The sequence below is a fragment of the Actinomadura sp. 9N215 genome (assembly GCF_044326345.1).
Lineage (GTDB): Bacteria > Actinomycetota > Actinomycetes > Streptosporangiales > Streptosporangiaceae > Spirillospora.
Map to the genome: position 1 here is coordinate 69,387 of NZ_JBIRBA010000035.1, position 19,725 is coordinate 89,111.

Below are 19,725 nucleotides of genomic sequence, written 5' to 3' on the forward strand. Positions count from 1 at the left end.
CAGCATCGTCGGGACGGCGGAGAATCCGGCCTGGTGCTCGAAGGCTCAGCCGTGGGGCGGCGAGGTCACATTCCTGCGATGAGTTTGTCGACCCGTTCGTCGACCGAGCGGAACGGGTCTTTGCACAGCACGGTGCGCTGTGCCTGGTCGTTGAGCTTCAGGTGGACCCAGTCGACGGTGAAATCGCGCCGCTTCTCCTGCGCCCTGCTGATGAACGCGCCGCGCAGCCGGGCCCGCGTCGTCTGCGGCGGCACCGACTTGGCCTCGACGATGTCCGAGTCGCTGGCCACCCGGTCCACCGAACCACGGCGTTCCAGCAGGTAGTACAGGCCGCGGTCGCGGCGGATGTCGTGGTAGGCCAGATCGAGCTGGGCGACCCGCGGTGAGCTGAGCGACAGGTCGTGCTTGCGCCGGTAGCGCTCGATCAGCTGGTACTTGGTCACCCAGTCCACCTCGCGGGCGACGAGGTCCAGGTTCTGGGTCTCGACCGCGCGCAGGGTGCGCTCCCACAACTCCAGCACCCGCGTGACGATCGGATCGGCGCCGCGCCTGTCGACGAGATCCCTGGCCTTGGTGAGGTACTCCTCCTGGATCTGCAGCGAGCTGGCCTCGCGGCCGTTCGCCAGACGCACCTTCCGGCGGCCGGTCATGTCATGGCTGACCTCCCGGATCGCCCGGATCGGGTTCTCCAGCGTCAGGTCGCGCATCACCACCCCGGCCTCGATCATCCGCAGCACCAGGTCGGTCGCGCCGACCTTGAGCAGCATCGTCGTCTCGCTCATGTTGGAGTCACCGACGATCACGTGCAGCCGCCGGTACAGCTCGGCGTCGCCGTGCGGTTCGTCGCGGGTATTGATGATCGGACGCGACCGCGTCGTCGCCGACGACACGCCCTCCCAGATGTGCTCGGCCCGCTGCGACACGCAGTACACCGCGCCGCGCGGCGTCTGCAGCACCTTCCCCGCACCGCAGATGATCTGCCGGGTGACCAGGAACGGGATCAGCGCGTCCGCGAGACGGCTGAACTCGCCCTGCCGTCCGACGCAGTAGTTCTCGTGGCAGCCGTAGGAGTTGCCCGCCGAGTCGGTGTTGTTCTTGAACAGGTAGACGTCGCCCGCGATGCCCTCCTCGCGGAGCCGCCGCTCGGCGTCGAGCAGCAACTCCTCCAGGAACCGCTCCCCGGCCTTGTCGTGCGTCACCAGGTCCACGAGGCTGTCGCACTCCGGCGTCGCGTACTCCGGGTGGCTGCCCACGTCCAGGTACAGCCGCGCGCCGTTGCGCAGGAACACATTGCTGCTGCGACCCCACGACACCACCCGCCGGAACAGATAACGCGCCACCTCGTCCGGCGACAACCGCCGCTGGCCACGGAACGTGCAAGTGACGCCGTACTCGTTCTCAAGCCCGAAGATGCGCCTGTCCACACCCTGACCATATGCAGCCGCAGTCACCCTGCCTAGATCGCGCCCGGTGAATCTTGGGCGGCGCCACAGAGCCGGACCCCGGCCATCGCCCGGCCGCCGGACGACGGCGGTGCCCTCACCCTCGCCGGTCTGCCCGGAGACATCCTCGGACAGACCGACGACGGATCAAGAGGGATGCGTACGGCCGCGCGAGCTTCGATGTCCCTCGCGTCCAGGTCCTCCACTCCGACTGGCCATGACGCTCTGTCACTGGACCTGGCTACTGGGGGTGGCTACTGGGCGCAGACCGCCGCTGCGCCGACGGTCCAGTCGCCCGCAGTGCCGCTCTCGTCCTCGACCGCGCTGATGGTGACCTGATTCAGCGCGGGGTCGACGACGACACGCTCGATCACCAGATGGGACAGGATGCCGTTGGTCGCGGCCGACACGCCGGGACCGGCGCCGTGCACGCGCGTGCCCGGCGGGCAGGTGACGGTCGCGGACTTTCCGGCCGAGCTCGCCGCGGAGCTGCCGTACACGATCTGCACACCCGGGACGGGCGCCGCGCACACCGCGTAGGACGTCAGGCTCCAGCTCCCGGCGAAGCCGCTGGAGTCTTCGATCGCGGCGACGTTGTTGGCGATGGGCGGATCGAAGAAGAAGTTCGCCTCGGCGGTGATGTGCACCTGACCCGATCCGTTGTTGACCTGGACGCCCAATCCCAGCATGTTCGTATCGGACGGACAGAACGCGAAGAGATTTCGCGTTTGGTCGGACGACGTCGCCGACGTGGCGGCGACGATCTGGAGCCCGGGCAGCGGGTCGGCGCACACGGCGTACGCACGCAGGCTCCAGTTTCCGGTGAAGCCGGTCTCGTCCTCCCGTCCGGCGACCACGTAGCGACCACCGGCGCCGTCCTGAACCGGCCGGAGCTGGGTGAGCACCACCTGTCCGCCGCCACCGATGATCTCACCCCCGCCGCCGACGACCCGTTTACCGGCCGGGCAGGAGGCCGCGACGCTCTTTTGCGTCAGCGAGTCCGCCGCGCCCATGGCGACCACACGGCTCAACCCGCCCACCGCCGAGGCCGCGGGCGCCACCGCCGCGCCTGCCACCGTCATGCCGAGCAGGGCGGCACCACAGGCCGCCCATTTCCGCCACCATCGCATTGACCGACTCCTCATCGGTGGACAACAGGTTCCGACGGGGTATTCGCCGCACCCCGCCCCCCGGATGAGCAGAGGGCCCGAAGATCTTGCGGTCGGGGTTCGGCGTCGGGAACGCCTTCACCCGGCGCGCCAAGGACTCTGGCCTGGTCGCCTAGATGGGCTCGATTCGATGGGCTCGATTCGATGGGCTCGATTCGATGGGCTCAATCGGCGGCCCTGGAGCACCGCAGGCCATACGAGGGTCCGAGAGGGATTCCCTGCGAGCCAGGCTTCAGTGTCTATTCGGGATAGATCGAGTGTCCGTGGAATCGCGAAAGCTCGCATGCGGATCACCGCCAGACCGATCTGGTGTGATGGTGGACGTGACCCATGGCCATGGCCTTGAGCTGCCGACCACCTGCCGATCAGTCACCAGGCGACACAGATCACGGAACATCGACAATAGGACGTGATCGTCGGGAGGGGTCCCGGCGTCGATCGACAGAATGCACGTGGGCGTCTTGCCGGGTTGGTAATTCTGCACAGCCGGTGTTGCCGAGTTGTGCTTTGATACTGGTTCGGCGGCGACAGGGCTTGATAGCGGCTGTTGGGAGCATTCCGTGCAGGGGACTTCGGATATCTTCGCGATCCCGTTGGGGAACGAGGCCTACCTTGTCTACGCACCATTGCATGGTGTGGCGTTCGCTGCTTCGCAGGGCTTGGTGGCGGCGCTTCCGGGAGTGCTGGCCGGTGACGGTGGCGACGAGAAGGTGGCCGCGTTCGTCCGCGAGAGTGGACTTCTGCGCGAGCCCGTTTCGCCGGTGACCCGCCACCACGGTGCTCCCGCGCCGACCGAGGTGACGCTCTTCCTGACGACGGCGTGCAACCTGCGCTGCACCTACTGCTACGCCTCGGCGGGCGACACCCCGGCCACCTACATGACCATGGACGTCGCCAAGCAGGGGATCGACTTCGTCATCGACAACGCCCGGCGCGAGGGCGCGCCGTTCGCCGGGGTGCATTTTCACGGTGGCGGGGAGCCGAGCGTCCACTGGAACCTCATGACCGAGTCGCTGGCGTATGCGCGCGAGCGGGCCGGTGACCTGGACGTCATCGCGGCGTCGGCCGGAAACGGCGTGTTCACCAACCGCCAGATCGACTGGATGATCACGAACCTCAATGGCGGCATGAGCCTGTCCTTCGACGGCCTGCCCGAAGTGCACGACCGGCATCGGCCGACCGTCCGGGGCACGGGGTCGAGCGAACGCGTCATGCATACGATGAGGCGCTTCACCGATGCGGGCTACCCCTATGCTGTGCGGCTGACCGTGACCGCCGAGCAAATACCGCTCCTACCCGACTCCATCGAGTTCGTCCTGTCGAATTTCACGCCCAAACGTGTGCAGGTTGAGCCCGCCTACCAACTGGGACGGCACGAGGGCGAACCGGACGCCGAGACCGAGGATTTCATCGCCGCCTATCGGGAGGCCCAGGGCAGGGCCGCCCGTTTCGGTCATGAGCTGATCTACAGCGCGGCCCGGGTCGGGACGCTCACCAACCATTTCTGCGGCGTCACCCGCGACAACTTCTGCCTGACCCCTTCGGGGAACGTGTCGGCCTGCTTCGAGGCGTTCTCCGAGGACAACCAGTTCAGCGACATCTTTTTCTATGGCTCGCCCGGGCCGGATGGTTACACCTTTGACATGAACGCTCTGGAACGGTTGCGCGGGCTGGGCGTGGAAAATCGATCCTTCTGCGACGGATGCTTCGCCAAGTGGAACTGCGCGGGCGATTGCTATCACAAGTCGCTGGCGGCGAACGGGCGGGGTGAGTTCGCCGGGTCCCAGCGCTGCCATATCACCCGTGAGCTGGTGAAAGACCAGCTTCTGGCGCGCATTGCGGGATCGGGCGGACTCCTCTGGCGGGACGACCGTGACGGCGAGATCTGCGCCGTCCATGGGGGCGACCATGAGTGAGGTCATGCTGCCCTGGCCGCAGCCAAGGCGTCCCGAAAAGGCCGAACCCGAGAAGGCCGAACCCGACAAGGAAAAGGCTGTTCCGCGATATGAGATCCAGCGGGTGAACGCCGACGGATCCAGCGGGCCGGTCGAGATTCTGCCGGTGACCCGGCCACCGTGGGACGCGAAGGCCGGGCGGCGCGGCTTCCTCGGCGCCGGCATCGCGTCATCGGTGGCGGCGGCCCTCCTCCTCAGCGGATGCAGCGACGAGGGCGGCTCGGGGACCCCTTCGTCCCCGTCGCCCAGCGATTCCGACTCCTCCCCGGACCCCTCGGACGACGCCTCACCCGAGCCACCGGACGACACCCCCAGCTATGACCCGCCCACGGACGACCCTCCGACGTACGACCCGCCAACCTATGATCCGCCGACGTACGACCCGCCAGGCGGTGGCGACGGAGGACAGATCTGTACGTGCAACAAGGTCTGCACCTGCATTCCCGTCTGTCAGGCGCACCGGCTACTGGACCCCGATCCGGTCGTCCGGCGGATGGCGGAAACCGTCGTGGTAGCGATGGGCCTACGTGAGCTGAGGTACCTACGCTGGGCCGCCGACGAGGCGCCCCCTCCTCTGCGCGCGCGCATCGAGGAACTCATCGCACAACTGGTCGGCGGACGCCGCTTGGAGCCCGACGATCTGGCCGACCCCGGCTGCGAGCCCTACCTCACGTCCAGCGAGCGGGTCATCGCCATGATGGCGGCGCAGGTCCTCACCCTCCGCGCGCTGTCGCTGGGGACGAGGCTGACCGGCACCACGGCAGACCACGCGGCGAAGGCCCTGACCGCCGGACGCGCCCTCCACCTCGAACGCGCCCACGCCTGGAGTCACTGAGGCACCGGAACGTTCGATCATCCTGTTGAGGCGAATCCGCTCTCGCCGACCCCTTCCGTTTCCCAGACCATTCGCAGTCTGGGAACTCATCATGTTCGATGAATAGGCCTGGTCTCGCCGTAGGCGAGGACGTCGCCTCGCCGGTAGAGACGACGAACCCGGCCGCCGCCCAAAGCCTCCTGGCGGACGGGTTCGGGCCATCCAGCAGGTGGACGCCTTGCATAGACGGTGACGCTGCTCTGGGCAAGGCCCAGGAGGCGCCCCGCCTCGGCCAACGTCACCAAGGCATCGGGATCACCGTCGTCGGCGGAGCGTTCCTGGCGGCCCGCGTACCAGGCCGCCCACTCCTTCTCGTTCCAATAGAGAGCCTTACCCACCTGGTAGGCGACGTCCGGGTGCCCATTGCTCTGGCGTTCGCTCCACAGCTTCTTGAGCGCATGGCGGCTGAGACCGTACTTGACGCTCAACTCGTCCCGCGTGACCAGACCGGCCGGAACCTTCCCGCTCGCCTGGCGTGCCGCGTACCAGCGGTCCCACTCCCCCGAGTCCCACGCCAGTTGCGAGCCGACCGATCCCACCGCTTCGGGATGACCGTTGACGTCTCGCTCCCGATACCACTTCTCCAGCGTGCTACGCCCCAGCCCGTAGCGCACCATCAGGTCGCCACGCGTGTACACGCGCCGCCCATCCAGCATGGTCATGTCAGTATTCTCCCCCGGCCAGTGGACGGCCTGCGAAAGCCCCCGACACGGGCGGCCAGCGAAGCGCGTCGCGCACGCCTGAAGGTGAGGCCAGGTGTCGTCCGTAGAACCGGGTGCTGTCGGCTCGGTCGGAGTCGGCGACGGGCGGCGATATTCATCGGTGGGTGCTGGAGATGGCGCGCGCTACTCTACAGCAAAAGGACCCCCGCCTACCGCTGAGGCTTTTTCGGGTTTGTTGGAAAGCAATTCCAATTATTGGTCTGATTGGTGGAACGCTCGAATTTCTCCGCGTTACGCGCCTATTCTGGACGGAGTATTTCACTGGAGTCGAGCGGGCGTGGCAGGGGAGGTCGGGTGACCGATTCGGCTTCGGATCCGCTGCGTGCGAGGGCGGAACGTGGGCTGGCGCTGGCCGATCGCTATTTCACCGACCCCGGGTCGGCGCCGGCGGAGACGCTCGCCGAGGTCATCGACGTGTTGGCTCCGGTGCACGCGTCTCCGTCCGGTCGATCGCAGCCGTACCGGTTCGATGTCGCCTGGGTGCTGGCCAGGCTCCACGTCATCCGGTGTGTGGAAGAAGGGGCCGCGGACTACGCCGAGTCCATTGCGGTCCTGCGCTATGTCGTCTCCATGTCGGCGGCGTCCTCGGCCGTGGCGGCCATCGCCAACGGACTGCTCGGCATGGTCCACCTCATGCGTGTCATGCCGCGGGAATTGTTCAGCGGCGATCTCGACATGATGACCCTACTGCGGCTCTTCCAGAACGGGGGCCCGAGCGGTGAGGCCGTCATGGCGGACGTCCGAGCCGCGATCGCGCATCATGAGTGGGCACTCGCGTCCCCGTCGATGCCGGACCAGATGCGTCCTTACGTCGAGATGCAACTCGGCTTCGGCCATTGGATCGAGGGAATGGCGGGCGGCGACGGCGGTGGTTTCCGGGCGGCCCTGCCGCTGCTGATGAAGGCCGTGACCGGCTTCGTCGCGATGCCGAGCCTTTCGGGTTTCCCGGATACGTCCGGCCTGCTGCACGCCATGATCGGGCTGACGGCCGGTGAGGAGGCGCGGTCGGCCAACCTCCGAGCCGGCGGACGCGCCGATGTCATGCTCCGGACCGGGCAGTCCATCGAGGCGCTGACCGCGGCACGATCCGAGATCGGCGACCACCCGCTCGGCGCCGTGGTGAGCGCCCAGCTCGGGTCCATGATCGCGTTGCGGGCGACGTGGAACCCCCAGCTGGACGGACTGGCCGAGGGACTCGCTCACCTGACCGAGGCGATGGCGGGCCTGGAGCGCGACCCGCACCTCTGGCAGAGCCATCCCTTCTACCAGGAGACGCTGCACGACCTCGCCGCGCTGACCCTGCTCGCCGCGTCGCGGACGTTCGACCCCGGGCTCGCGGCCGGGCTCGTGCCGCTGGCCCACCGCGTGCTGGACGCGTCGTCCGGCGATCCCGGCGCCGAGGCCAGGGCGAACTTCCTGCTCGGTATGGCGCTGGCCCTGTGCGGCGACCGCGCCGAGGCGATCGGACGGCTCTGGCGGGCGGCCGGGATGATGCCGCCCGGCGACGAACTGGCGCCCGCCCTGCTCGGCGTCCTCGGGGGCGTCCTCATCGACAGGCACGCCGACCGCGGCGAACTGCATGACGCGTCCGCCGCCGACCGCTACCTGGAGCTGGTGTCCAGGATCTTCGACGCGCGCTCGGCGTCCCGGGGGCAGCCGGGCGATCTCGACCGGCTCTTGTACATGTCGATCGCGAGCTACGTGCGCGGGGTTCACGGATGGTGGACGGGCGACCCCGAGAAGCTCGACCGGGCCGCCGTGGAACTGAGCGCCCTCCTGGACGAGGCGCCCGCCGACCACTTCGCGGCCTCGTACCTGCGCGGCGCGCTGGGCCTGGTCCTGGCCGCGGGCAGCGCGCGGCGCGGGGACCTCGGCGGGATCGTCCATGCCGCGGGCCTCCTCGCCATCGCGACCGACAGGGGCACGGCCGTCCTCCCCGGCGGCGGCGGGGGCCCCGCCGGGGGGACGGTGACCGGGCAGGCGGTCGGCGGCGCCGCCCTGGCCATCCGGGCGATGGTCGATGACGACGCCGAGCTGCTCGACCGGTCGATCGAGCTGCTCGACACCGCGCTGCACAGCGATGCGCTCGCCTCGGGTCTCCTGCCGGGCGGGCCGGTCCGGCTCGCCTGGGGCCTCGGAGTCTCCCTCCTCGCCAGGCACGGCAACGGCGGCGACGCCGCCGACCAGGAGCGGGGCCTGGCGTTCCTGGAGAAGGCCCGCGCGCTGATGGCGGACCGGCCCGGTGATCCGGGACGTGGGGTGCTCGCCTGGCGGATCGCCGGCCTCCACGCGGCGCGCGGCGATCTCGACGCCGCCATCGGGGCCGGGTTCGAGGCGCTGGAGGCGCACACCTACGACGTCCTCCTCCAGGCCGACGCCGAGAAGGCACTGGTGGTCGCGCGCGGCGCCGGGCAGGTGGCGGCGGCGGTGTCCGCCTGGTGCCTGACCGCCGGCCGGGCGGACCGGTCCGTCGCCGCGCTCGAACTCTGCCGCGGCCTGGTCCTGCACGCCGCGACGGTGGTCTCCGACCTGCCGGGGAGGCTGGCCGACCGTCATCCCGAGCTGGCCGAAGAATGGGCACGCGCCCGGACGGACGGCGCCCCGCACGCCTGGTGGGACTCCGCCACAGCCGCCGACCTCCCGAACCCGGACGACGTGCGCGTGCTGGCGGAGCTACTCGGCGGCGTCCCACCCGGCGACCTGCGCGCACGAACCCTCACCGCCCTCACCACCGCGGACCACACAGACGGCGTCGACACGAACGGCACAAACGCGGACGGCGTTGACGCGGGTGGTGTTGGCACAGGGCGTTGATCGGTCCGTGTGGGCGGGCGTGTTGCGGGGACGTCGGTGCCGGTCAGACGCCGATCGCGGTGGCGGCCGCGGCCGCGTGTTCGGGGTTGATCGTCATGATGCGGACGGACCAGCAGGGCGCCGCGCGCAACTCCCGCGTGAGCGCGGCCCAGAGCTCGGCGGCGCTCGACGCCGGGTCGAGGCCGCCGCGGCCCGCGCCGAAGAGCGGGAAGCAGATGGACGAGAGCGGCGGCGTGAAGCGATCGCGTTCCCGCTCGGCCAGCTTGAACACGTTGTGCACCGCCAGCGGGATGACCTCGCGTCCCACCTCGTAGGAGTTCAGCCCGGGACGAGGCGTGGCGATGGCGGCGTGGAAGAGGCGCCGCACCCCGGTCTCGGCCAGGGCGCCCGGGGCGGTGTCGGCGACGGTGCCCGGCGCGACCGGGAGCCCGAGCCGCCCGTGCTTGAGCATCCAGGCGGACAGTTCACGCTGGACGACATCGTCGATGATCTCTCCGGCCGGCGTGCGGAGAGCGCCCGCGCGCCGCAGCGCCGCCGAGAGCGAGGTGCCGAACGTCTTGGACATCTCGAAGCACACGTTCTCCGAGGAGACCAGGATGTCGACGTTCCGGAGCAGCTCGACGGGGCCGACGTCCAGGGTCACCGCCGGCGCCGAACCGACCCGGGGAAGAACCGTGGACGACCGGACCGTCCGCCCCGGAGACCGCGACCCGGCACGGGCCGGTGCGGGGCTCGCCGGTGCCCGCGCCGGGGCGGCGTGCTCGGTGCACATGGCGATGATCTGCTCCGCCACCTGTTCGAGGACGACGCGTTCCTTCGTCTTCCGGAAATGGCCGGGAGTCACGCCGTAGAGCTCGGCGGCCCGCCTGCGCCTGTCCTGGCCCGGCCAGTCGCGCGTCCCGGGTGCGAGGCCGAGGGTGTACTGCGCGGCGTCCGCGAGCTGGCCCGCCTCCAGCCGGGCGGCGGCCGCCCTGATGATCTCCTCGATCGTGGGCGGCGACTCCGCGTCGTCCGGCCGGAGGAGGGCGGCGGTCCGCCGCAGCGCCGGCAGCGACAGCCTGCGCAGCTGGACGAGGCCGCGCTCGCGGAGGTGGCGCAGATCCTCGACGAGCCCTTGATGGGTGGGGAGGGGAGCGGAATCCGTCATGGCAGCAGGGTCGCCAATCGTGCGGCGGTCGCGCCACCGTCCGGTCGCCCGTGGGGCCGCCTCAGCCCGGATCGGCCGCATGCGGCCGTGCGCCGCGCCATACCTGTTCGAACTGGTCGATCCAGTACTCGTACCACTTCTCGTCCATGGACCGGGTGAGCCGCAGATGCATCCGGGCCGAGCTCGACTCGTTGTGGTAGCCCTGCAGTTCTACGATGAGTACCCCGTCGGGGGCGGACGGGTCGAGCGCCACCATGCTGAACCCGAGGTTGTGGTCCAGCAGCCGGAACTCGAACTCCCCCGCCGTGCCGGCCTGCGACATCCGGCGCAGCCCCGCCACCGCGCCGGCGAGTATCTGATGGAACGGCTGGCAGGCGTAGTCGCCGGTCAGCTGCCGGTGCGCGGCCTCCACCGCCGCGGTCCTGGACGGGTCGAGGACGACGACGCGCACGACCCCGCCCCTGCGCCGGAGCACGTTCTCCCGGAGGACGTCCCGGTTGGCGGTGCACATGAAGTTCTTGCCGGACGGCGCGAGCAGCCACACCTCGCGCGCCCGGCCGAGCCGTTCCCGGAAGGCGGGGTCCGTCACCGCGCTCCGTCCGCCCAAGGGCGAGGGGACCGGCGCGGCGTCCGGCACGGTGAGGCGGTACACCAGCAGGCCGACCCCGGCAGAGAGCACCGACCAGAGCAGTTCGGGGGGCAGCAGGTCGCCGAGCGGGGACAGCACCGCGAAGATCAGCGAGGCGAGCGCCACCACGTAGGACTCCAGATTCCTGCCCTTCCGGAGGTCGTTTCTTATCCGGTGGAGGCCGTGCCGGCCCGACTCCGTGTCGTTGTGCATGACCCCGATCGTCCATGGCGCGGCCGGGCGGGGAAATACCGAATATCGGGCAGAATTCGGTGAACTGACAAAAACTTGACAGAAGTACGCCCACCGAGGCACCGGATTCGCACCGGATCGCGACCAGGCGGCCGCCGGGTGACCGCCGGAGATAGGCCGACCTGACCAGCTGTGCTGGTAAGGACAGGCCATACGGTAGGGAGTACGGGCATGGAACCACATTCTGTTTGACGATCTCGCCCATAAGGGCAGACAAAACGTGTGATCTTCCGTAATAGTTCTGGATGTAGGGATCTCGCGGGATCCGGGGGGACGAGGCGCCGGCGTGTCCACTCGTCCGGTTTGGGCCCGTACGAATTGCGGGCCGGATCCGCATGGCGGCCGATGCCCGGCCGCCATGCGGAGCTCGTTCAGTTCCGGTACCCGGCCCGGGGCTCCTCGCCCTCACCGGGCGGCCCGCCTGGGCCGTTGACGCCGTAGCGCATTTTCAACCTCCCGAGTCGTGATTCGTACGGGGCGTGCAGGTCGAGAATGCGCCGCCGGCCGCGCGCTTATAACTCAAGATCAATGACAGTGAAGAACCGACTTGACGTTCTGGTACGCCGACGGGCCCTGAATGCGTCCACAATGTGCGTCCGGAACGTGAACTCCGCGTCCCACCGGTGCGTTGAAGAAGCGAGCAACATCTTGGAACAAGAACGAGGCACATGATGAGCACATTGGCAGCCACCCTGCACTCCACCTGCGTTTCGGAGTGGCACATGAAGGTCCGCGGGCTCAAGCCGATCAAAGAGAACAAGCCGCCGAGGGCGCACCGGCGCCGTATCGACTACTACAACGCCTTGTGCCGATGCCTCGACGCCTGGAGACGCGGAACCGACTTCAGCGGTGAGGACGCCCGCCTGGCGGTGGTCGAGGCGGCGGGCGCGTCCTCGTCGTCCACGCTCTACAACCTGATGGGGAAGAAGAAGCAGACGCACCCGTCGCTGCTCGCGGTCGTCTCCGGCACGGAGATGGAGGGCTTCCTGCCCACCGAGGGCTACAGCCTCGGCTGCCTGATCGCCGAGACCAAGGTCTGGAGCCACTGGCCGCACCGGGAAGGCTGGCTGAACGGGCTGGCCGCGATCTCCCCGGACGACCGCCACCAGGCCGCCACGACCCTGATCGGCACGCTGGTGGTGTGGGCGGCGGAGAACCCCCGGCTCGCGTCCGCCGGGGCCTTCGCCGCCCCGCTGAGCGCGGTCGAGGACCTGTGCGTGATCGTGAACGGGCAGGTGCCGCACGCGGCGGCCGCGTCGTTGCTGGCCCGCGCGGTCGAGCTCGCGGCCGGGCCGCTCGGGACCGAGCCCGACATGGTGCTCGACACGCTGTACGACGACCTTATGAACCTCGGCTTCGAGCGCCACTGGTACGTGGACGACCTGCTCGCCAGGGTGCAGTCGGGGGTCAAGGATCTGTCCCATCTGGCCGACCGGATGGACGACGAGGTCCGCGGCAAGGTGACCGGCCGGCTGGAGCCGATGCTGCTGGAACTCAAACGGCTGACGGACCGGGAGAGGGGAGCCTGAGCCCATGGTCGCCACCAAGAGCGAGACGGAGATCAGGTTGCTGGCCGAGGTGCGCACCGTGCTCGCCTACGCGGCGGAGACGGGTGACTGCGCGCGGCTGGTGGAGCTCGCGGAGCAGACCGTCCGGAACCGGGAGATCGGCGATTCCGTGCGGCTCAGCGTCGAGTGCGACGTCCAGGCGCTGCTGAGCTGGGCCAGGGCCTTCGCCGACTCCGCCGTGGCCTGGGGCCGGCTGGAGCGCCGGGCCGCCGCGCTCCTTCCCGAGGACGACCCGACGCTGATGAGCATCAGGTCGATGCACGCCCAGTACGTCCGCCGCCGGGGCGAACCCGGTGACGAGGAACTGGGCGTCCTCATGTACCAGGACGAGTGGAACCGGCGCGTCGAGCACCTCGGGCGCGACGACCCCCGCACCGGCATCGCCCGCACCAACCTCGCGCTGGCCCTGCGCGAACGCGGGCGTCCCGACGATGTGGACGACGCGCTGCGGATCCTTGAGGAGGAGACCCTGAGCCGTGTCGACCGGCACGGCGCGGGCCACCCCTTCACGTGGCGGGCGCAGATCATCCTCGCGCAGACGAAGGTGCGCGCCGCCGAACGGGCGCCCGACGAGGAGACACGCGAGCGGCACGCGCGGGAGGCCCTCGACATCGCGGGGGCGCTGCTCGGCGCACGCCGCCGACGGTACGGGGGCTCCGACAAGTCGACGCTCAACGCCCGGCTCGTGCACGCCCAGGCGCTGCTGGTGCTGGGACGGACCGCCGAGGCCGCCGCCGAGCTCCGCGAGGTCCGGACGATCCCCCGGCGGCCCGGCATGGACCCCGGCTGGCCCGAGTTCCTGCTCGCCCGCGCCCTCACCCGGGACGAGCCGACCGAGGCGCTCACCCACGCCCGCAAAGCCCTCGACCTGCGCAGACGCTACTACCCGAGGGGCAGCCGCCAGGTTCGAGAGGCCCGCGACCTCGTCCGAGAGCTAGGCGGCATCGCCTGAACGAACGCCGGATCTTACGGTCGGGGCCAGCGGTCTCACGACCCGTGCAAGTGGTCTCGCGACCCGTGCCAGCGGTCGCGCCGTCCGAGCAAGTAGTCTCACGGCCGTGCCAGCGGTCTCGCCGTCCGTGCCAGCGGTCTCACGGCCGTGCCAGCGGTCTCGCGGCCGTGCGGGCGGTCTCGCGGCCGTGCGGGCGGTCTCACGGGCCGTATAGCGGTGGGGGGTCGGCGCGGAGGGTGGGGTGGGTCAGCGGGCGCGGGCGGAGGGTCGACGACACCGCCATGCCGAGCTGCCGCCGGAAATGGTCGACGGCTTCGTGGAATGCGGCGGACGCGGCGGACGCCGAGAGGCGCCGTTGCGAGCGCGGCGGCGCGGTCACGACCATTCCGTCGTCGATGACGAGGCTGCCGCATCTGGCTGCGGTGCCCTTTTCGAACGCTGAGAAGAGGATCGCCGGTGCGGCGCTCTCCCGGTCGATCCGGACGGTGAAGCCGTGCTCGGTCAGTGACCGGTGCAGGAGCTCGGAGAGGCGGTCGGCGCAGACGTCCGCCTCCAGGATGCCGCACAGCCGCTCGCAGGCGTCGTGAAGATCGCCGGTCAGCCGCGTCTCCCCGGCGAGCACCTGGCCGAGCCGCGCGATCAGGTCCCGGCCGTGCGCGTACTGTTCGAGGGGCGTCGCGCCGAGCGCCAGGAGGTAGCGGGCGGCCGTCAGCCGCTCGGCCTGCCGCCGGGCCGTTTCCTCGTTGACGTCGCGGACGACGGAGATCAGCTCGTCGGCGTAGGCGCGGGCCGCGACGCGCGACGTCGTGGCGATCGCCCGCGCGCCGAGGACGAGCGCCTCCTCCACTCCCGCCGCCGGCGCCTCCGGGGCCATCGACTGGAAGCGCCTGCGGACCTGCTGGTCGCGCAGGCTTTCCGGCGGCGCCGTCCAGGCGTCGCGACGTCCGGCCAGGGCTCTCGCCGCGCTGAGGACCTCCGCGCTCGGCCGCGCCCGGCGCGTGCTCAGCCCGGCCAGCACCTGGGCGCGGGTACGTTCCTGGTGGACGCGCCACGCGCTCGGGATCGCGTTGACGGTGGCGGCGCACCAGTGTCCGATCTCCCGGAGACGCCTTCCGCCCGGCTGTAACCGGACGGGGACCGGCACCTCCCCGGCCCCGGCCCCGGCCCCGGCCCCGGCTCCGCCCCGCGCGCCGACGGTGCTGCCCAGCACCATGATCCGGGCGGTCAGGTCGACGAACCGGGCCGCCGTCAGCTCCCACGGCCGGAGTTCGGACGGCTGGTAGGCGGTGCGGGCGGCGTTGCAGACCGCCGCACCGCGGAGAAGCAGCAGGGTGACCCCGTTCAGGGTCATGGGTTCGTCCGGTTCGCCGACCAGCGGGTCGGGGGCGTCGCCGTGCAGGAGTTCCAAACCTTGCGGTTCCATCGTGGAATTGTCCTCTGTCGTGCCGGCGGGCATCGCGTTCAGTGTGCAACACCGATCCCTTGACTGGGAATACTTTCGCCAGAAACAGGTCTACGGACGTCCATTCCAGCTATTTCTAAAGATGAAAGAATGCATCGCCGCGAGCGGGTCGACCGGCCATAATCCACAATAGTGAGCCTTGCCGGACTTTTTCGGGCCAGACGGCGGATCGATCGAGGGTGACCGGAATGGACGACCAGGATGTCGAGCGCCGTATCGCGTGGCTGCGCGCCGAGATAGCGGCACTGCCGCCCGGGCACCGTCGCAAACGGGAGGAACTGAACGCGGAACTGGGCATCCTGCTCGCGGACCTTTATCTGCGCCCCCATCCCACCGACCAAGAAGAGCCGCGTACACCGGACCCGTCCGCGCGCGCTCCGCTCGCGTCCGATGCACTCGACGAGTCGATCGCCGCGCTGATCGCCGCGGGCGCGCACCGCGAGGAGCTGACCCTGGTGCGCCTCGGCGCCCTGCTGACCGTGCGGTTCGTGGCCTTCTACGGTCCCGTCGACGACCGCGAGACGGCGATCGGCGCACTCCGGAAGGTGATGGAGCAGCCGGGCGCCGACCGGTGGGATCGCGAGCTCGCCGGGCTCCTCCTCGGGATCCTGCTGGTGCTCCGCCTCATGCCGCCGGGGCTGCGCGCGGCGCAGCCGGACCAGACCCCCGATTTCAACGCCATGCTCGAAATGGTGACGGGCTTCCTGGGCGGCGGCCAGGCCGTTTCGGTGGACGAGGTCGACGAGGCGGCCGCCCATCTCGGGCGCGCCGCCGAATGCGAGCTGTGGCCGTCCGACATACGTGCGCTGGCGGCGATGCTGCGATCGCTGATGATGCTCGTGCGGCCCGGGCAGCAGAACCCGCTCAAGATCATTGAACTGATGACGCAGGCGCTCCAGTCCACATCGGCCGCGACCCCCGGGAAAGCGGAATTCGCCGTCGTCCGGCTGTGGACCATCATCGAGCACGCCCGGAACGGTGAACGCCTCGACGAAGCCGCCGAGGCGCTCGACGAGGCCCGGCGGCAACTCGACGAACTCCCCGAGGGACATGCGCTGCGCGGCGTACTCCAGCGCGAGCTGGGCCTCAGCGAACTCGGCTCGTTCGAGGGGGCGGAGGCCGGGCTCGCCTGGTTCGCCCAGGCACTCGACGGGATGGACGAAGACCATCCGCTGTACGACAACACCCGGAAGCTCTTCGGCGGCGCGTTGCTCAGCGCGGTGGCCGCTGATCCCGCTCGCGGATCTGAAGACGCGGAGCGCGTCGAGTCCGAGGTCGCCCGGGTGGTGGCGACCGCCAGGGAGATCCTCGACCGGCAGACGCGAGCGTCCACCGCCGGGGCCGATGCCGATGACAGGGAGGCGCGGGTCGCCCTCGGACGCGACCACTTCCTCTACGGCATGGCGTTGATTCTCAAATCGGTGTGCGGACGTCCCGGCGGCGACACGACCCCGGACGCGGACGCGGAGGAAGACCTGCGGGCCGGTTCCGCCCACCTGTCCCGCGCGATGCTCCTGCTGCCCGACGACGACGAGCTGACGCCGGTCGTGGCGGGCACCTTCGGCGCGGTGCTCAGTGACCGGCACCTGGCGCACGGCACGTTTCAGCACGCCGAGGCGGCGCACGTCCTGCTGGATCGGAGCGAGCGTGAACTCCGGTCCCGGGCGGACGACGCCAAGGCGGCGGGGACCGGGGGCCGGAGCGTCACGGACGACCTGCTGTTCCTGCGCGGGATGGCCGCTATCTCGCGCGCGGTGCACGGTTGGAACAGCCGGGACGAGGACGCGCTGGCCACCGCCGCCGCCACCCTGCACGAGATCCTCGACGCGGTCCCGGACGGCTTCCCGATGCGGCACCGGTTCGTCGGCGGGCTGGCGCTCGCCCACGCCGGGCATGGCCTGCTCCGCGAGGACACCGTGGAGCTGTCCCTCGGCCTCGGCTACGGAGCCGACGCCGCGGCCGGCCTCACCACGGACCGTACGTCCCATCCCGGCATGCGCGCGGTGTCCGCCATCGCCGCGCTCGCGCAGGGCATGCTCGACTCCGACGCCGAGGCGATCGACGGCGCGGTCCCGCGGCTGGAGGACGCCGCGCACGGAGCGGTCTTCCTGCACGGCCAGCGCGCTCACCTGCGGTGGGCCCTCGGCGTCGCGCGGATGGCGCGCCATCATGCCGGTGCCGGACGACCGGACGATCTCGACGCCGCGATCGCCGACTTCACCGCGGCCGCCCACCTGATCGGCGACGAGCCGGGGAACGCGGCCGCGCCCGACGTCCTGTTCGGGCTGGCGGAGGCGCTGCGCCTGCGCGGCCACGGTGAACGCGCCGTCGAGGCGGGGCTGGACGGGCTGCGCGCCGTCGCCGACCAGGTGCGGCTCCAGATCGGCGCGGAGCACGGTCTGCTCGCCGCGCGATCGGGCGCCGACCAGGCGCGTCGCATCGCGCTGTGGGCACTGGACGACGGCCGTCCGGAACGTGCGGTCGAAGCGCTGGAACTCGGCCGCGCGCTCGTCCTGCACAGCGCCACCGTGGGGGCGGACGTGCCGGACCTGCTCGCCGTCGCCGGCACCCAGGAGGCGGCCGACCTCGCCGAACGGTGGCGCGCGCAGGGCGGTGGCGCCGACCTCGGCGACGCCTGGCGAGGCGCGGCGCGGGAGACCGCGACCGCGGCACGGCTGGTCGCAGGTTTCGTGGGCGGCGAACTTCCCGTTGACCTGCGCAGACGCGCGCTGCGTACGCTGGCCGCGCAGGAGCCCGAGGAATGGCGCGTCCCGCCGGACGCCGCCGCACTGGCGGAGGGTCTGGCCAAGACCGGCGCCGACGCGCTGGTGTACCTGCTGCACGGCGAGGAGCGAGGGTGGGCGATCGTCATCGGCAGCGGCGGCACACTTACCGCCCTTCCGCTCCCGGCCTTGGCCGAAGCCAACATGCGTCCGCTGTGGCGCTACGCGGCACTGCACGACAGCAGAGCCGCCTCCGAGACGCTGGACGATGCGCCCGACGACGAGACGGTCACTCGCTGGCGGAGCGCACTGGAAGGCGTCTGTGACTGGGCCTGGCCCCAGCTCATGGAACAGGTCCTCGCAGCCGGCGCGGAGTCGGCCCGCGCGAAGTCGGCGGACGCGGAATCGGCGGACGCGGAGGCGGCCCGTGTGGAGGCGGCCCGTGTGGAGGCGGCGGACGGGGGTGTGGAGCCGCGTGTCGTGTTGGTGCCGTGCGGGGTGCTCGGCATGGTGGCCTGGCACGCCGCGCGCCATCCGGTGGCGGGGGCGAAGGGGCGCGGCCGTTACCGGTACGCGCTGGAATACATGGTCCTGTCGTATGCGGCGTCCGGGCGGCAACTCCTGGACGGTGCGCGACCCGATCGCGTCCGCGCCGAAGGGGCCCCGGTACTCGTCGGGAACCCGGACGGCAGCCCCCGTCTCATCACCGCCGGGATCGAGGCCGCGGCGTTGCGCGACCGCTTCTACGCCGACGGCGCCGTCTACGGGATGCCGGTCCGGCGGACGGACGGCCATGCCACTCCCGAGACCGTCCTGACCGCGCTCACCGATCCGGGCAAGGCGCCCCGGCTGTTCCACTGCGCCTCGCACGCGCTGTCATCCGACCCGCCGTCCCGCTCGGCCCTCATCCTTTCGGGACGCGGCGACGGCCGGCGCGGCACGCTCCCGGTCGCCGACATCCTGGCGCAGTTGGGGCGGCGGCGGTTCGCGCTGGTCTGCGAGCTGGTCGTCCTCAGCGCGTGCGTGAGCGACGTGACGAGCCGGGTCTACGACGAGGCGCTGACGCTGTGCACCGCCTTCCGGGCCGGGGGCGCCCGCCACGTGGTCGGCTCCCGCTGGTGGGTGCCGAGCGCCGCGACGGCGCTGATGATGTTCGTCTTCCACGATCGCCTGGTCACCGGCGGGCTCGCTCCCGTGGACGCGCTCCGAGCCGCGCAGCGGTGGATGCTCGACCCGGAGCGGAAGGTCCCGGCCGGAATGCCCGTCGCGCTGCGGGAGCGACTGGAGGACCACCGGCACGTCCTCGACGACCTCGCGTCCTGGGCGGCGTTCACCCATCAGGGGCCGATGGTGGCGCCAGCCTGACGGCGACGGTCTCGCGGTCGCCCAGGCGAACCTTGTCGCCATCGCGCAACGGCCGGGGCACTCCCGGGGTGACCTCTTCGCCGTTGACGAAGGTCCCGTTCAGTGACCTCTCGTCCCGGACCCAGGCTCGTCCTTCACCGTCGACCCCGGCCGTGGCGTGCTCGCGGCTCACTCTCCCGGAGTCGCGCAGCGCCTTCTCGGCGGGGGACGCGAGGGCGCGGCCCAGCAGTACGGTGCCGTCGCGCTCGACCTCCACCGTCTCGCCGCCGGCGAACCGCAGAACGAGGACGGCCGGTCCGTCGAGCGGCCGATGGCAGGTCAGGCACCGGGTGTTACTCGCATGCGGGACCGGCGTGTCGCAGTAGAGGCAGGCCCGCGGCTCGACCTCCGCGGGCTCATCCAGGCGCTCAGCCGGACGCTCGGCCGCAGGCCCGGCCGGACGCTCGGCCGCAGGCTCGGCCACGGGCTCGGCCGGACGCTCGGCCGGACGCTCGGCCGGGGGCTCGGGAGGCGGGGTCGGCTCGGGCGCCTGTTCGCTCTCCTCGGTCAAGGGCGTCCCGTGGGCGGGGCAGAACCGGCCCTCCCCGTCGTCGCCCTCGTAGACGAGCGCCCGGTCGAAGGTGCAGACCCACCGGCTCATCGGGCTCGCCGC

At 70.8% G+C, this 19,725-nt stretch carries 13 protein-coding genes; 6 read left to right on the forward strand and 7 right to left on the reverse strand.

Annotation, left to right across the window (positions count from 1 at the left end; translation table 11 throughout):
• Positions 1-65: 65 nt before the first annotated feature.
• Both pafA and ACH34T_RS38880 read right to left on the reverse strand, forming a co-directional pair.
• Entirely contained in the window at positions 66-1,424 is a 1,359-nt protein-coding gene (gene pafA / locus ACH34T_RS38875) for a Pup--protein ligase (RefSeq protein ID WP_396025998.1), read from the reverse strand.
• A gap of 272 nt (positions 1,425-1,696) precedes the next feature.
• A complete protein-coding gene (locus ACH34T_RS38880) occupies positions 1,697-2,572 on the reverse strand; it encodes a hypothetical protein (RefSeq protein WP_396025999.1) in 876 nt (291 codons plus the stop codon).
• 599 nt (positions 2,573-3,171) lie between these two features.
• Between ACH34T_RS38880 and ACH34T_RS38885 the strand changes: the two genes are divergently transcribed.
• Both ACH34T_RS38885 and ACH34T_RS38890 read left to right on the forward strand, forming a co-directional pair.
• Complete coding sequence (locus ACH34T_RS38885) at positions 3,172-4,527, forward strand: radical SAM protein (RefSeq protein ID WP_396026000.1); 1,356 nt, start codon at positions 3,172-3,174, stop codon at positions 4,525-4,527.
• Positions 4,520-5,401 (forward strand): hypothetical protein, encoded by an 882-nt coding sequence (locus tag ACH34T_RS38890; protein ID WP_396026001.1) that lies wholly within the window; start codon positions 4,520-4,522, stop codon positions 5,399-5,401. The genes ACH34T_RS38885 and ACH34T_RS38890 overlap by 8 nt, the downstream gene beginning before the upstream one ends.
• An 89-nt stretch (positions 5,402-5,490) precedes the next feature.
• Here ACH34T_RS38890 and ACH34T_RS38895 read toward each other — a convergent pair whose 3' ends face one another.
• Complete coding sequence (locus ACH34T_RS38895; protein WP_396026002.1) at positions 5,491-6,102, reverse strand: hypothetical protein; 612 nt, start codon at positions 6,100-6,102, stop codon at positions 5,491-5,493.
• A 354-nt stretch (positions 6,103-6,456) separates the two neighbouring features.
• On the opposite strand from ACH34T_RS38895, the gene ACH34T_RS38900 reads away from it, so the two are divergent.
• Complete coding sequence (locus ACH34T_RS38900; RefSeq protein WP_396026003.1) at positions 6,457-8,976, forward strand: hypothetical protein; 2,520 nt, start codon at positions 6,457-6,459, stop codon at positions 8,974-8,976.
• 43 nt (positions 8,977-9,019) lie between these two features.
• On the opposite strand, the gene ACH34T_RS38905 is transcribed toward ACH34T_RS38900, so the two are convergent.
• Complete coding sequence (locus ACH34T_RS38905; protein ID WP_396026004.1) at positions 9,020-10,123, reverse strand: hypothetical protein; 1,104 nt, start codon at positions 10,121-10,123, stop codon at positions 9,020-9,022.
• A 61-nt stretch (positions 10,124-10,184) separates the two neighbouring features.
• Positions 10,185-10,964, reverse strand: coding sequence for a hypothetical protein (locus ACH34T_RS38910; protein WP_396026005.1), 780 nt, complete (start codon positions 10,962-10,964; stop codon positions 10,185-10,187).
• A 710-nt stretch (positions 10,965-11,674) separates the two neighbouring features.
• On the opposite strand from ACH34T_RS38910, the gene ACH34T_RS38915 reads away from it, so the two are divergent.
• Together ACH34T_RS38915 and ACH34T_RS38920 are read left to right on the forward strand one after the other, a co-directional pair.
• Complete coding sequence (locus ACH34T_RS38915; protein ID WP_396026006.1) at positions 11,675-12,532, forward strand: hypothetical protein; 858 nt, start codon at positions 11,675-11,677, stop codon at positions 12,530-12,532.
• A gap of 4 nt (positions 12,533-12,536) precedes the next feature.
• Positions 12,537-13,523, forward strand: a complete 987-nt coding sequence (locus ACH34T_RS38920; protein WP_396026007.1) for a hypothetical protein — start codon at positions 12,537-12,539, stop codon at positions 13,521-13,523.
• 199 nt (positions 13,524-13,722) lie between these two features.
• On the opposite strand, the gene ACH34T_RS38925 is transcribed toward ACH34T_RS38920, so the two are convergent.
• Positions 13,723-14,946: a hypothetical protein gene (locus ACH34T_RS38925; RefSeq protein WP_396026008.1), complete on the reverse strand. Its 1,224-nt coding sequence runs from the start codon at positions 14,944-14,946 to the stop codon at positions 13,723-13,725.
• Positions 14,947-15,173: 227 nt separating this feature from the next.
• On the opposite strand from ACH34T_RS38925, the gene ACH34T_RS38930 reads away from it, so the two are divergent.
• Positions 15,174-19,073 (forward strand): CHAT domain-containing protein, encoded by a 3,900-nt coding sequence (locus tag ACH34T_RS38930; RefSeq protein ID WP_396026009.1) that lies wholly within the window; start codon positions 15,174-15,176, stop codon positions 19,071-19,073.
• Here the strand turns inward: ACH34T_RS38930 and ACH34T_RS38935 are convergent.
• A complete protein-coding gene (locus ACH34T_RS38935) occupies positions 19,039-19,713 on the reverse strand; it encodes an FHA domain-containing protein (RefSeq protein ID WP_396026010.1) in 675 nt (224 codons plus the stop codon). The two genes, ACH34T_RS38930 and ACH34T_RS38935, sit on opposite strands and share 35 nt — an antisense overlap.
• Between the last annotated feature and the right edge of the window lie 12 nt (positions 19,714-19,725).